Raw genomic sequence first — 13,405 nt, 5'->3', positions numbered from 1 at the left:
GGAGGCCGTCACGGGGCCGTGTCTTTCCGGACTTCACAATAGCGAGTGAAATCGTCCGGAATCAGAGGCTAAATGCGCTGACGCAGACGGGACGCGACAGACGTGCAGACTGTCTGGCGCAGCGGTAGGGGCATGGACGGCAGGGCATACTGTTCGCGCTGTCCTGTCCGTAGGCTGAGGGCCTGAAGAATGCCCTGTTTTCCCGTGACATAGTCCCGGTCGTTCTGAACGGGGGAGGTGGGACTCCAGGTCTCGTTTCCCGTCAGCATGGCGTTCTGCCGGCAGTAATGCAACGTCCCCACGAGGTTCGCGGGGGGCGCCGAGGACAGGTCCGGCTCTCCCAGAAACGCCACCGAATTGCGGGCCGGGGAGAAGGGGTGTCCCTGCTGGTTGCGGGAGAGGGTTTTCTCGAAATCCGGCGACAGAGCGGTCCTGGAGGCACAGCCTCCCATCATCAGGAGCGGCGCCAGCAGGACAGTGGCCGGGAAAGTGGGGCGGGGCATGCGTTGGTCCATGCGGTGGAAAAAAGGCCCGTTCAGAACAGGCTGACCCCCAACGCATCAGACGCCGGAAAGAATGCAATTCTGTCCGGACAGCGCCGGGTGCTCTTAGAAAAGCAGTTCCATCTGGTCGCAGGGCGGGCTCTCCGCCGCATGAAAGCCTGACAGTGTCAGCCCCAGCAGCCGTACGCCCGGCACGAACGGAAACAGCGGCGCCATGAGGCTCTGGCCCGTCTCCAGCAGGACATCTTCAGACGGAACCGGCGTGGACAGGGTGCGGGCACGGGTGATCTGGCGGAAATCGGCATATTTGACCTTCAGCGTCACCGTCCGCGCCTGAAGCTGGCGGCGCTGGGCGCTGCCCCACAGCTTGGCGGCGATCTGTGTCAGTGCCTGATGCGCGTCGGTTTCGGATGTCAGGTCCCGAAGATAGGTCTGCTCTGTGCCGAGGGATTTGCGCTCCCGGTTTACGACGACAGGCCGGTGATCGATCCCGCGCGAAATGCCGTAATAGAACGTCGCCGCCTTGCCGAAATGCCGGGTCAGCGTCTCGATGTCCCGCTCCCGCAGATCGGCTCCCGTCTCAATGCCGAGAGCGCGCATTTTTCGCGCCGTGGCCGGCCCGATGCCGTGAAACGCATCGACGGGCAGGGCGGATACGAAATCCGGCCCCATCGCGGGTGTGATGACGAAAAGCCCGTCCGGCTTGCGATAATCCGAGGCCAGCTTGGCCAGAAACCGGTTGTAGGATACGCCGGCCGAGGCGGTCAGTCCGGTCTCGGCGTAGATATCCGCGCGGATGCGATCCGCGATGAGCGTGGCGGACCCATAGGCGCCAAGATGGTCCGTCAGGTCCAGATAGGCTTCATCCAGCGACAGTGGCTGGATCAGGGGCGTGTAGCGCGAGAAGATGTCATGGATCTGGGCCGAGACGCTGCGATAGACGTCAAACCGCGCCGGTACGAACAAAAGCTCTGGACACAGGCGTTTGGCCGTGACCGATGGCATGGCCGAGCGGACCCCGAAACGGCGGGCCTCGTAGCTTGCGGCGGCCACCACGCCCCGTGCCTCGCCCCGGCCCACTGCGAGCGGACGGCCGCGCAGGGAAGGGTCGTCCCGCTGTTCGACAGACGCGTAAAATGCGTCCATGTCGATATGCACGATCCGGCGTTGCTCCATGAGGCAAGTTTCGCCGATTCGGAAGAACGAAACAAGATCAGGATCCGTCCATGAGCTCCGACACGACCCTTGAAGACGCCCGCAGGGACGCCGGTTTCCAGACGATTTCGACCCGGCTGGCCTATAGCAATCCCTGGACGGCCCTGCGCGAGGACATCATCGTCCATCCCAACGGAAAGCAGGGGCTTTATGGCATTGTCGAGCGTGGCGAGTTCGTCGTGATCCTGCCGCTACACGCTGACGGCAAGGTCACGCTGATCCAGCAGTTCCGCTATCCCGTGGGCGAGCGGCTGTGGGAGCTTCCGATGGGCATGTGGGAGACGAAAGAGAACGTCGATCCGGTCGAACTTGCGCTGGGTGAGCTGCGGGAGGAAACCGGGCTGCGTGCCGGTGAGATGATCCATGTCGGCAGCATGTATCAGGGCGCAGGCTATTCGAACCAGAAAGGCCATGTCTTTCTGGCTCGCAACCTGACGCGTGGCGAGAGGGATCTGGAAGCCACGGAAGAGGACATCACCTGCCACGACATGACGCTGGACGCGTTCGAAGCCATGATCCGAGACGGCGAACTGAAATGCATGGTCTCGCTGGCCGCTTTTGCGCTGATCCGGGCAAAGGGGCTGATCTGAGGGGTTTTCCCCCAACCTCACGGAACCGGAGATGTGTCTGGGGCGCTAGCTGTTCTCCAGCACATCATGAAGGTCCCGATGGTCGAAACCGCATCGCCGTCTCCCGATACCAGCCAGATCATCGCGCGCGGCCATCCGACCGATAATGAGCTTCTGGCGTTTTACCGCTCGGAAATCCGGTTCGAGACGGAAGTCGTGAACGGCCGCCTTCAGGCGCTTCTGGGGTCGCAGGCCTTCCTCGTCATCGCCTATGCGACGGCCATGACCGGCTCCACAAAAAGATGGGGCGACAGCATGGTTCTCCTGCTGCCGCCCCTGTTCTCGCTGCTGGGATTTGTCCTCGCCCTGATGGCGCTGCCAGGCATCCGCGCGGCCTATGCCGCAATCGGAAAATGGGAGGGCAAACAGCGCAATCTGCACACCCGCAGCCCGGACCTGACCGATTTCACACTGGCGCCGAACGAGGACGAAACCCGCGACATGATGCGCCGTGCCCAGCGTGGCGCGCTCTTCGCCCATCAGGCCCCGTTCATCTTCATGATCGCCTGGGCAATTTTCGGGATCATCCCGTTCTATCTGTACCTGAAATAGCGTCAGATCACGGCGTCAAGAAAGACGACTTCCGATCCGCCACCTTCGACCAGAGGCGTAATCGTCTGGTTGAACACCCTGCCGTGCTCCGTTGCCATGTGAGCCTCGAAGGCCGCATCATCCCGGTAGGTTTCTTCCACATGAAACAGGTCGGGATCCGAGGCGAGCGTATAGACCATGAAGCGCTCACAGCCCGGTTCGGCGCGAACGTCCCCCGCCAGTTTCGTCAGAAGATCGCGCAGGGTTTCACGCTTTCCGGGCAGCGCTTTGAGCGTGGCGTAAAGGGACTTGGCCATGACGCGGAACCTCGTGCTGTTGGGAGGTCCGTTATCATTGAGCCGTTAAGACCGGTCCGCAATGGCACAGCTGCGTGAGGCTAGGATTTCTCCAGCAGAGCCTTGCAGCGCATCCAGGACATACGGTCGCGGAAGATGAACAGGACGTAGTAGTCCAGCTCGCGGCTGCGGGTTTTCGTGGTGCGGGTATAGAAGGGATAGACGTCGAACGGCCCCTGAAGCCCGGCGGGTGCGGGTTCGGACGGCAGGATGCAGTTCACCCTGAACAGCGGCATATAGACTGCATCATCGCCGGGATTGCGCCGCACATGCCACAGGTTGCGTCGGAACTTCTTCAGCCGTTCAGGCAGAAGAAAGACCATCGATTTCTCGATGAATCCTTCTCCGAAATGCTCCGGCCGGTAATACCGCATGTCCTCGGGCATGTTGCAGAAATGGGGATGGTCCTGAACGATCATGGACCATCCTTTACGGCATTGTGCCGGCCGTTGGGAGAGGTGCGCCGGTGTTCCTGCCTTATTCGGCCGAAGTCTTTTCGGCAGACGCCTCGTCAGCAGCCGGACCACCGATTTCCGCAGCGGCACGGCGCAGGATCGCCACGATGCGACGCAGTTCGTCCGCATCCGCGCCACGGCGGGACTTCAGAGCAGCTTTCAGAGCGAACCGTGCGTCATGAAATTCCTGCCCCAGCGTTGGGTCGAGGTCGTTGATGCCGGTGAAGGCTTCGCGGACATCGGCCATACGGGCACCGATCCGGCTCATGATGTCGAGGATGCGGGCTGCTTCAGCCTTGTTGGCCTCGTGATGCGCCTTGCCCTCGTCCGTCAGGCTGTAGAGCTTGCGGTTGCCTTCCTGGGTGACGGCGGCAAGGCCGGTTTCTTCCAGATAGGTGAGGGACGGATAGATCACGCCGGGGCTGGGCTTGTAGAAACCACCGGACCGCTCTTCGAGGCGCCGGATCAGCTCATAGCCATGGGCGGGGGCCTCTGCCAGCAGGGCGAGGATGACGAGCTGAAGCTCATCTGCCGTCAGCTTGCGACCGCGTGTGAAGCCTTCGCCCCCCAGATCACCGCCAAAGCCCTTGCCGAAACGGCCGCCGCCCATTCCGCCGCCACGTCCACCATGTCGACGGCCGAAACCGCCTTCACCGCGCTCCATGCCCCGGTGGCGTCCACCGCGTCCTTCGCCGCGCGCCCGGTCTTTATTGGGGCCATCTCCCCGCTCTGCGCTTTCTGCGACGGGACCTCCCATACGGAAGAAACCGCGGCGATGGCCGCGATGGGGGCGCTGTCCGGCATCCGGACGGTCTGTGTTGAAGCGGTCAGTCTTGTGTTTGAACATCATGTTCTCCTATTCGATATATCGAACGATATAGTATCTTAAGATATATCTTCAAGAGAAAAAGAAGGCGGGTCGATTTTTTCTCCCGTCCCTGTTCCGGCGCCCGGGGTGAAGGCATGAAATGCTGTTTATGGTTCGGGCCGTAGCCGAAGGACGCTCCGGCTGGTATCGGGCAGGGATGGGTAGCCCGATTCCTCTTCCCCCTGATCCGGAACTGCGTCGCACGCTGCGACAGCTCGTCCCCTGGCGCGCGGCTCTCACGATCGGCGCGATGCTGGTCATGGTGGCGGCCCTTCAGCGGCTGCCGTTCATTCATCACCTGCTGGAAAACGCGCCGCACTGGCACGAGACGCCGGGCGCGCCGCTGTGGTTCCTGCTGCTGGCCGTGCCGTACAGCGCGTGCGGACTGCCGCGTCAGGCGCTTTGTGTGGCGGCGGGGCTGGCCTTCGGGTTGTGGGGCGGCCTTGTTCTGTGTTCGCTGGCCTATATGCTGGGGGCGGTTCTGGCCTATGGATGGGCGCGCGCACTCGCTCCGGCCGCGTTCCGGGCGCGGCTGCATGACAGGCTGCAGGCGGACTACGCCGCTCTGGCCCGCACGCTCCACGCCAAGCCTTTCCGGGCGGTCCTGACGCTGCGCCTGATGCCGGTGGGATCCGCCCTGCTGGTCTCGACGGCGGCGGGGTTGTTCGAGTTGCCGCTGCTGCCGTTTTCGGTCGCGACATTCCTGGGCGGCCTGCCGCAGACCCTGATCTTCGTGCTGGTCGGCTCCGGGACGCGGATCGGGCATGTCCTTCAGTTGGGGCTTGCGGGAATCCTGTTCGTCGTGTCGGGTGTGCTGGGCGCCATTCTGCTCCGGCAGCATGGCCAGACCGTTCCGAAGGACAACGCAGACACTCCGGCTTCCTGAAAAAGCTTCACACCACGCAACCTGAATTGAACAGGCAGACGCGCATGACAGATCAGAACATGACATTCAGACGGGGAGATCCCCTGCCCGCATGGCTGCCGGTTCTGCTGGGAATCTTTACGGCTGTCGGGCCGGTCTCGACGGATGTCTATCTGCCGGCGCTGCCCGAAATGGAGCGTCAGCTTCATACGGCGGCGGGTTCGGGAAGTGCCACGATGGCCGCCTGGGTGATCGGGCTGGCCATCGGACAGATCACCATTGGTCCGATCTCCGACCGGTTCGGTCGCCGCTGGCCACTGCTGCTCGGTATGCTCGGCTATACGCTGGGCGAGATCGGCTGTGCGCTGGCACCGAGCATGACGTTCCTGTGTATCTGCCGTGTCTTTTCCGCCATCATGGCTTCGGCCGGACTCGTGGTGCCGAATGCCTGTATCCGTGACCTGACGGAAGGTGACGCGTCCTCGAAAATGATGTCCCGCCTGATCGTCATTCAGGGTACCGTGCCCATTCTTGCGCCCATGCTGGGCGGATTTGCGCTGAAATTCGTGGACTGGCGCGTCATCTTCTGGGTTACGGCCGTCTATGGCGGGATCTGTACCCTCCTGCTGATGACGATCTTCCCCGAAACGCTCGCCCCCCACGACCGGCGGGACCTGCGTCCCATCTCCATCATCGAACGCTATGTCTATATCCTGCGGACCCGCAGTTTCGTGACGAACGGTCTGGTCTGGAGCTTTCTGGGTTTCGTGACCTTCACCTATCTGACGGCCGCCCCCATGCTGTTTGAGGACGTGTTCGGCATGTCACCGTTCCATTACGGCATGCTCTTTGGCCTGTTCGCGATCTGCATGATCGGCGCGTCGGCCATCAACGGACAGCTCGTCGGGCGCGTCAGCACAGGCCGGATGCTGTTCTCCGCGCTGGGCGTCAGTCTGGCGGGCTGTGCCATCCTGCTGCTGCTGGCAGTGGTCTCGAACTATGACCTCGATCCGCAGGGACACATCAAGGGGATGTTCCTGTGGCCCCTCATCATTGCGCTCATCATCACCATGGGGCCGACGGGCATTATCGGTCCGAACTCCATGGTGGGCGTCCTGTCCGAACAGTCCGACCGTGCCGGTTCGGCCTCGGCGCTGGCGGGGACGATGCAGTATCTGTTCGGCGCCGTGGCGAGCGCCCTGTTCGGACTGATGCCGTCGGGAACTGCCGTTCCCATGGCGCTTTTTCTATCCTTCGCCTTTGTCGCAGCCATGGGGTTTGCCCTGCTGCGTCCCAACCTGCCGGCCGTGGCAGAACCGTCGCACCACTCCTGAAAATACATCCGTCATGAGGGCCCTGCCATGAAAGCCTTGCTTGTCGAAGACGATGCCGCCATCGCGCTGGTGGTCGAAACGGTTCTGGTGCGCGAAGGCTGGAGCGTGCGCCATGTGCCAGACGGCGCCTCGGCGCTTGAAGGGGATGAGGCACCGGATCTTCTGGTGACGGATCTCAACCTGCCCGGCGCACGGAACGGGCTGGAAATCGCGCATCTGCTGCGCGAGCGCCGCCCGCAGATGGCCGTCGTGCTCATGTCGGGGGACTATGAAGAAAGCGATATGGCCCCGCAGGGTATGGCCGTTCTGCCCAAACCGTTCCGCAGGGCAGGGCTTCTCGCAGCCATCGCACAGGCCACCGAACAGGTGCGGGATCAAGCTTGAGGTTAGGCGTCCGGCGTAATCCGGGGTTGAGTCGGGGGGGAGAGTCCCCTACATGCCGCGCTGTTTGCCATGACCAGATGAAAGCAGTGCCGCCATGTCGTTTCAGGATCCCCAGCCTCTCGATCTCAAGAACTACATTCGCGAGATTCCGGATTTTCCGAAGCCGGGCATCCTGTTCTACGACATCTCGACCCTGATCCGCTCGCCCGACGCCTGGCAGGTCGCCACCGCCCGTCTGGCCCGCGTGATCGCCGCCTGGCAGCCGGACATCCTGGCCGGAATCGAAAGCCGCGGCTTCCTGACAGCCGCTCCGCTCGCCCTGCGTCTGGGCTGCGGCTTCACGATGCTCCGCAAGCCGGGCAAGCTGCCGGGCAAGACCATTTCCCTGAAATACGGCCTCGAATACGGCGAGGACGAACTGCACATCCAGGCCGACGCCATCAAGCCGGGCCAGCGCGTCGTGGTGCTGGACGATCTGCTGGCAACGGGCGGCACGCTCGCGGCCTCCATCGATCTTCTGCGCAAGGTCGGGGCCGAAGTCGTGGGCGCCTCCGTGCTCATCGAACTGGCGGACCTGAAGGGCCGTGAGAAACTGGACGTACCGCTGAACGCTCTGATGACATACGACGAATAAGGAAGCACCATATGTCGGGCACCTCTTCCGAACGGATTTCCACGCTGTGGCAGACACGGTACCGCACCCTGGCGCCGAAAACCCTGCCGGACAACGCGGTGCTCGACCTGCTGCTGTCGCATCACTCGGTCCGGGCCTATCTGCCCGACGCCCTGCCTGAAGGCACGCTGGAAGCCGGGATCGCCGCGGCATCCTCGGCCGCCACGTCCAGCAATCTTCAGGTCTGGTCCGTCGTAGCCGTCGAAAATCCGGAAACGCGCGCCCGACTGGCGGAGCTATGTGGCAACCAGAATCATATCGAGGTTGCGCCGCTGTTTCTGGCCTGGATCGTCGATCTGGCCCGGCTGGAGCGGATCGCCGAGCGGGCAGGGATGGGGCATGAGGCACTTGACTATCAGGAGACGTTCCTCATGGCGACGCTCGATACCGGGATCGCCGCCCAGAACGCCGTGACCGCGTTCGAATCCCTTGGTCTGGGCACGGTCTATATCGGCGGCCTGCGCAACCATCCCGAAGAAGTCGCCAGTCTTCTCTCCCTTCCGCCGCGTTCGGTCGCGGTCGTCGGGCTCTGTGTCGGCAAACCCGACCCGGCCGCCCAGAACGGCTACAAACCTCGCTTGGGGCAGAACGTCATCCTGCACCGCGAGCGTTACAGCACGGAAAACGAGGCCGAAGGCATCGCGGCCTATGACCGCATCGCAGATGACTACCAGAAGGAACAGGGCCTGACCTCCCGGGCCTGGTCGGAAACGGTGGCAAAACGGGTGGACAGCTTCAAGGGCCTGAGCGGACGGCACGTCATCCGCACGGTGCTGCACAGGCTCGGCTTTCCGCTCCGCTAAACGTGAAGCTCGGGTGCAGCAAAGAAATTCCTTCTGCGCCAAAAGTGTCCAGGAAAAATGAAATCCGTCTTTTTTCAGGGTTTTGATGTGGATACTGGAACTGAAAAACAAACCATTCCCCCAGAGCTTCCTTTCGGGAAATATGCGGAGCGGGTTTTATTTTGAACTTGCACCCCGCCGGAAATTGACGGCATATTCGGGACGCAGCTGTTTTTCCGGCTGGAGAATATCGCCCTGCGTTTATCCGCGCGGGCGCACCTTCCCCCTCTGAAAAAACTGATTACGTGAATGTTTGCGCGTAAAGCTGCGTTATCAAAGGAGACCTGCAATGGCGACAGGTACAGTAAAGTGGTTCAACGCCACGAAGGGCTTCGGTTTCATCCAGCCCAGCGATGGCACCACAGACGTTTTCGTTCACATTTCTGCTCTCGAAAAAGCCGGATTGCAGAACCTGAATGAAGGCCAGCAGGTCTCTTACGAGATTGAAGACGGCCGCAACGGACGCAAGTCCGCAGGAAGCCTCAAGGCGCTCTGAAAAAATGGTGGCTCCGGCCACCATTTTTCGTTTCCGGTACTTTTCCACGCCATCGCTTTCGCGCAGACGCACGGTATAACAGCGGCTCTGACCTGCTGTGCCGGAGCTGCGCCCTGATTTTTACCCTTCCTCCCGAACTCCCCGTCACGGCCATCCTGCCGGAGGTTCTGGCAGTATTGGAGACGCAGCCCAACGCCGTCCTCGTCGCCCCGCCGGGGGCGGGCAAGACGACGCTGACGCCGCTCGCGCTTCTGGACGCGCCCTGGCTCGGAACGCAGCGTCTCATTCTCGTGGAGCCCCGTCGCGTGGCAGTCCGTGGTGCGGCGTCGCGCATGGCGTCGTCGCTGGGTGAAAAGCCGGGCGGTATCGTGGGCTTTCGCACGCGCACCGATTCCGCAATGTCTGCCAGAACGCGCATCGAAGTCGTGACCGAGGGGCTGCTTCTGCGCCGCCTGCTGACCGACCCGCTGCTGGACGGCGTGGGTGCAGTGCTGTTCGATGAAGTGCATGAACGCTCGCTGGGTCTGGACGCAGCGCTGGCGTTCTGTCTGGACATGCAGCGCGAAATGCGGCCGGACCTGCGGATTCTGGCCATGTCCGCCACGCCGGATGGCCGCGCCTTCACGACGCTGATGAACGCCCCGCTGATCGAAAGCGAAGGCCGCCAGTACCCCATCGATATCCGTCACACCCGCGACATTCCCCATATGCGGGACCTGCCCGAAGCCTGCGCCCGCGCGATCCGGCAGGCACTGGCGGAAGAAGAGGGCGATATCCTCGCCTTCCTGCCCGGCGTCGGCGAAATCCGCCGCACACAGGCCCTGCTGGATGGCACGGTTCCGGTTTTCCCGCTGCATGGCGAACAGACGACCGAGGATCAGGACCGTGCCATCGCTCCGTCCGACACGCGCCGTGTCGTGCTGGCGACATCCATTGCCGAGACGTCCGTCACCGTCTCGGGCGTGAGGATCGTCGTGGATGGCGGCCTGCGCCGGGCCCCGCGTCTTGATCCGAATACCGGTCTGTCGCGGCTGGAAACGCTGAGAATATCCCGCGCCACCGCGACCCAGCGCGCAGGCCGTGCAGGGCGGCAGTCTCCGGGCATCGCCATCCGCCTGTGGTCGGAAATGACGCAGCGCAGTCTGCGCCCTCAGGACGCGCCGGAAATCCTCGTCGCCGATCTCACGGATTTCGCGCTTGTCACAGCCGCCTGGCAGGAAGTCATGGGCACGGCTCCGGACAGTCTGCCGCTGCTGGACACGCCGCCGTCCGGCGTTCTGGCGGGTGGGCGTGAACTGCTGCGCGAACTCGGCGCGCTGGATGACGCCAACCGTATTACCGCGCTCGGCAAGCGTATGGCGTCCCTCGGCACGCATCCGCGTCTGGCGGCGATGCTCTGCGCGGCCCGCACACTGCCGGAGCGCGTGACGGCAGCCTGTCTGGCAGCCCTGCTGGAAGAGCGCGATCCGCTCCGACCGCGCCCGAACCGTCCCTCCGGTCCGGCGCCAGGCGCCGATATCCGCACACGTCTCGCTTTATTCGAGCGCGACGATCCCCGTGCAGACCGTGCCAGCCTGTTCCACATGCGCCAGTCCGCCAAACGCTTCCTACGCCGTATGGGCGACCGGGACATGCCGCTTGTGCCGCTACCGGACCATGCAGGCGCGTTGCTGGCCGCCGGTTTCCCGGACCGTGTCGCGCAGGCGGCGGGTGAGCTCGGGCGTTTCCGGCTGGCGGGCGGGGGGAGTGCCCGCGTTTCGGCCAATGATCCGCTGGCCCGCGAAAAGCTGCTGGCCGGGGCAGCGTTCCATACCCGGACCTCAACGGAAATCACGCTCGCCGCCCCATTGGATGCTGAAAACCTGCCACAGACCCTTTTGGAGCGGACCCGCGAGCAGGTGGAAACGACGCTGGACGGTACATCCGGACGCATCATCGCCCGCCGCAGGCTCCGTCTGGGCGCGCTGGTCCTGCGGGACCGCAACGGCGAGATCAGTCCCGAAGAAGCCCAGACGCTCCTGATGCAGCAGGTCGCCGCGAATCTGGCGCAGGCCCTGACCTGGACGGAGGCCGGGCGTCAGTTCCAGGCCCGCGTGGCCCATGCCCGCGGCACCTATGCGCCCCATCTGCCCGACCTGTCCGATGACGGATTGGCAGTCTCGCTCGACTGGCTGGAACCCTATCTGGCCGGGTGCGACCGTCTGTCTCAGGTCAAGGCGCTGGACCTGCTGTCCATCCTCCGCGCCCGTCTGGACTATGCCGATCTGGCCGCGCTTGACCGCAAGCTCCCGCCGCGTCTGACGCTGAAAGCCAGCACGCACGACATCGACTATACCGGCGCGGTCCCCACGGTCTCCGCCCGCGCACAGGCCTTTTACGGCACGGCCCAGACGCCGCAGCTCGCGGACGGGCAGCTTGCCCTCCAATGCGCACTGCTCTCCCCGGCGGGACGTCCGCAGGCAATTACGGCCGATCTGGCAGGTTTCTGGAAAGGAAGCTGGGCCGACATGCGCCGGGACATGCGCGGACGCTATCCCCGTCACGACTGGCCCGAGGATCCTGCGACGGCCGAGCCCCCGAAACCCCGCCCGAGGCGTTGATTCGACGCGATCTTTGCCATGATCTTAGGATGTGGAACAATTCTGTGTTAGCAGCATGGCTATGACGATGTTCCTGTCCTGTTTCCCATGAACCGCACCCTGCAGGCTGCTGCGATCGGTGCCGGAACAGCCACTGTCGTGACGGTGGGGCTGATGCTGGCTTTGCGCGGCCATGGGAACACTGCGCAACCGGTCCCGCATCCTGCGGAACAGCCGCAAAAACCGCTGGTCATGCAGGCTCCAGCGCCGAAAATGCTCCCGACGATCATCCCCGATCGTACGGTCGCGGGCGAAAACACGGACGCACAGGGCATCCCGACACAACCCGCCGTGGTTCCGGCACCCGCGCCCGCTCTGCCGCCGCTTCTGGTCAAATACGGCCCGCTGAGCTTTGCCCCGCTGGTACGGCAGGTGATCCCGGCTGTCGTCAACATCGCCATTACGCAGAACAGCCCGGATGGCCACGACCATATCCCGCCCCAGATTCGCGGAACCCCGCTGGAAAAGCGCTACCGGGACCGCATGAAGCGCCAGCAGGAAGAAATGGTTGGCGCCGGATCGGGCTTCATCGTCGATCCGTCCGGCATCATCGTCACGAACCGCCATGTCGTGGGCGGGGCGGACAAGGTCGTGGTCTCGCTGTCCAACGGGCATGAAATGCCGGCGCGCCTGCTGGGTGCCGACCCGCTGACGGATATCGCCGTTATCAAGGTCGACAGCCCCGAGCCGCTCCCGCACGTCACCTGGGGTGATAGCCAGCAGACCGATATCGGGGACTGGATTCTTGTTGCGGGCAATCCGTTCGGGTTCGGGTCGTCCGTCACGGCGGGCATCGTCTCGGCGGTCGGGCGCGATCTGGGGATCGGCTCGCTCGATGATTTCATCCAGCTCGACGCCCCGATCAATCCCGGCAATTCGGGCGGTCCGGCCTTCAATATGCGCGGGCAGGTCGTGGCCGTGAACGCCGCCATTGTTACACCGGCGGGTGGTTCGGTCGGGATTGGCTTTGGCATCCCGTCCGAGATCGTGGCCCCGATCGTCGCGGAAATCGAGGCCACCGGCCATGCCGAACATGGCTGGCTCGGCATCACGCTCGATGACGGGGATACCGATATCGGTATTGCCGGCGTCGATAATGGCGGCCCCGCCCAGAAGGGCGGCCTGCGACGTGGCGATATCGTCACGCAGGTGGACAATGTGCCCGTCACCAGTGCCCGGATGCTCCTGCGCAGTATCGCGGCGGCCCGGCCGGGTATGACCCTGACCTTCCGGATCCAGCGCGGCAAGAAAATCCTGATGCTGCCCATCCATATCGGCCCGCGTCCGCAGGATGCGGATGACTGAGCCGCGCCCCGGCAGAACGATCCGCCTTGGCCTGTGTGGTGTTCTCCTGCTGGGCGTTCTGGCCGGATGCAGTCCTGTCCCGCCTTCGCCGGGGCAGAACGGCTATCGGGACGGGCTTTCGGAAGCATCACCATTTTCATGGGGACCGATCAGTGCATCCTCCCTGCGTGACGCCCAGCAGAACGATTTTGACAACGCAATCCCCCGCTAGACGCGCCTTTCTGTAACAACCGCCTTTGACGGCTCCGGCCAAGCCGGTATTCTTCCTCACAGGAACGGCAAGACTGCGTTCGGAAGGAAGAAAGACAAC

At 63.5% G+C, this 13,405-nt stretch carries 16 protein-coding genes; 11 read left to right on the top strand and 5 right to left on the bottom strand.

What is annotated here, in order from left to right:
- Positions 1-68 precede the first annotated feature (68 nt).
- The gene (locus GLS_RS12935; RefSeq protein ID WP_052327467.1) at positions 69-503 is read right to left on the bottom strand and encodes a hypothetical protein; all 435 of its coding nucleotides are present in this window, start codon (positions 501-503) and stop codon (positions 69-71) included.
- A gap of 105 nt (positions 504-608) precedes the next feature.
- Positions 609-1,679, bottom strand: a complete 1,071-nt coding sequence (gene dinB / locus GLS_RS04670) for a DNA polymerase IV (protein WP_041111403.1) — start codon at positions 1,677-1,679, stop codon at positions 609-611.
- Positions 1,680-1,729: 50 nt separating this feature from the next.
- Here dinB and GLS_RS04665 point away from each other — a divergent pair, with 50 nt between their 5' ends.
- Complete coding sequence (locus GLS_RS04665; protein ID WP_041111402.1) at positions 1,730-2,308, top strand: NUDIX domain-containing protein; 579 nt, start codon at positions 1,730-1,732, stop codon at positions 2,306-2,308.
- Between the two features lie 33 nt (positions 2,309-2,341).
- The gene (locus tag GLS_RS12930; protein WP_148295891.1) at positions 2,342-2,899 is read left to right on the top strand and encodes a hypothetical protein; all 558 of its coding nucleotides are present in this window, start codon (positions 2,342-2,344) and stop codon (positions 2,897-2,899) included.
- Between the two features lie 2 nt (positions 2,900-2,901).
- Here GLS_RS12930 and GLS_RS04655 read toward each other — a convergent pair whose 3' ends face one another.
- The 3 genes from GLS_RS04655 to GLS_RS04645 form a co-directional block, all read right to left on the bottom strand.
- Complete coding sequence (locus GLS_RS04655) at positions 2,902-3,195, bottom strand: putative quinol monooxygenase (RefSeq protein WP_041111401.1); 294 nt, start codon at positions 3,193-3,195, stop codon at positions 2,902-2,904.
- Between the two features lie 80 nt (positions 3,196-3,275).
- Positions 3,276-3,653, bottom strand: a complete 378-nt coding sequence (locus GLS_RS04650; protein WP_024716682.1) for a hypothetical protein — start codon at positions 3,651-3,653, stop codon at positions 3,276-3,278.
- 58 nt (positions 3,654-3,711) lie between these two features.
- Complete coding sequence (locus GLS_RS04645) at positions 3,712-4,536, bottom strand: PadR family transcriptional regulator (protein ID WP_041112664.1); 825 nt, start codon at positions 4,534-4,536, stop codon at positions 3,712-3,714.
- Positions 4,537-4,657: 121 nt separating this feature from the next.
- Here GLS_RS04645 and GLS_RS04640 point away from each other — a divergent pair, with 121 nt between their 5' ends.
- From GLS_RS04640 to GLS_RS04600, 9 genes are all read left to right on the top strand, one after another.
- Complete coding sequence (locus tag GLS_RS04640) at positions 4,658-5,443, top strand: TVP38/TMEM64 family protein (RefSeq protein WP_226986638.1); 786 nt, start codon at positions 4,658-4,660, stop codon at positions 5,441-5,443.
- A 44-nt stretch (positions 5,444-5,487) separates the two neighbouring features.
- Complete coding sequence (locus GLS_RS04635) at positions 5,488-6,756, top strand: multidrug effflux MFS transporter (protein WP_011252407.1); 1,269 nt, start codon at positions 5,488-5,490, stop codon at positions 6,754-6,756.
- A 27-nt stretch (positions 6,757-6,783) separates the two neighbouring features.
- A complete protein-coding gene (locus GLS_RS04630) occupies positions 6,784-7,140 on the top strand; it encodes a response regulator (protein WP_011252406.1) in 357 nt (118 codons plus the stop codon).
- Positions 7,141-7,234: 94 nt separating this feature from the next.
- Positions 7,235-7,774, top strand: coding sequence for an adenine phosphoribosyltransferase (locus GLS_RS04625; RefSeq protein WP_041111400.1), 540 nt, complete (start codon positions 7,235-7,237; stop codon positions 7,772-7,774).
- An 11-nt stretch (positions 7,775-7,785) separates the two neighbouring features.
- A complete protein-coding gene (locus tag GLS_RS04620) occupies positions 7,786-8,616 on the top strand; it encodes an NADPH-dependent oxidoreductase (RefSeq protein ID WP_041111399.1) in 831 nt (276 codons plus the stop codon).
- Positions 8,617-8,944: 328 nt separating this feature from the next.
- Entirely contained in the window at positions 8,945-9,151 is a 207-nt protein-coding gene (locus tag GLS_RS04615) for a cold-shock protein (RefSeq protein ID WP_041111398.1), read from the top strand.
- 92 nt (positions 9,152-9,243) lie between these two features.
- Positions 9,244-11,751 (top strand): ATP-dependent helicase HrpB, encoded by a 2,508-nt coding sequence (gene hrpB / locus GLS_RS04610; RefSeq protein WP_193363861.1) that lies wholly within the window; start codon positions 9,244-9,246, stop codon positions 11,749-11,751.
- Positions 11,752-11,838: 87 nt separating this feature from the next.
- Positions 11,839-13,095 carry a S1C family serine protease gene (locus GLS_RS04605; protein ID WP_041111397.1) on the top strand — a complete coding sequence of 419 codons (1,257 nt, stop codon included), beginning with the start codon at positions 11,839-11,841 and terminating at the stop codon, positions 13,093-13,095.
- On the top strand, positions 13,088-13,306 hold the full coding sequence (locus GLS_RS04600) for a hypothetical protein (RefSeq protein WP_041111396.1): 219 nt from the start codon (positions 13,088-13,090) through the stop codon (positions 13,304-13,306). The genes GLS_RS04605 and GLS_RS04600 overlap by 8 nt, the downstream gene beginning before the upstream one ends.
- The last annotated feature ends 99 nt before the right edge of the window (positions 13,307-13,405 follow it).

This window comes from Gluconobacter oxydans DSM 3504 (genome assembly GCF_000583855.1).
GTDB lineage: Bacteria > Pseudomonadota > Alphaproteobacteria > Acetobacterales > Acetobacteraceae > Gluconobacter > Gluconobacter oxydans.
Note: the sequence above shows the minus strand (reverse complement) of the source record. Positions and strands in the feature narration are given on the sequence as shown.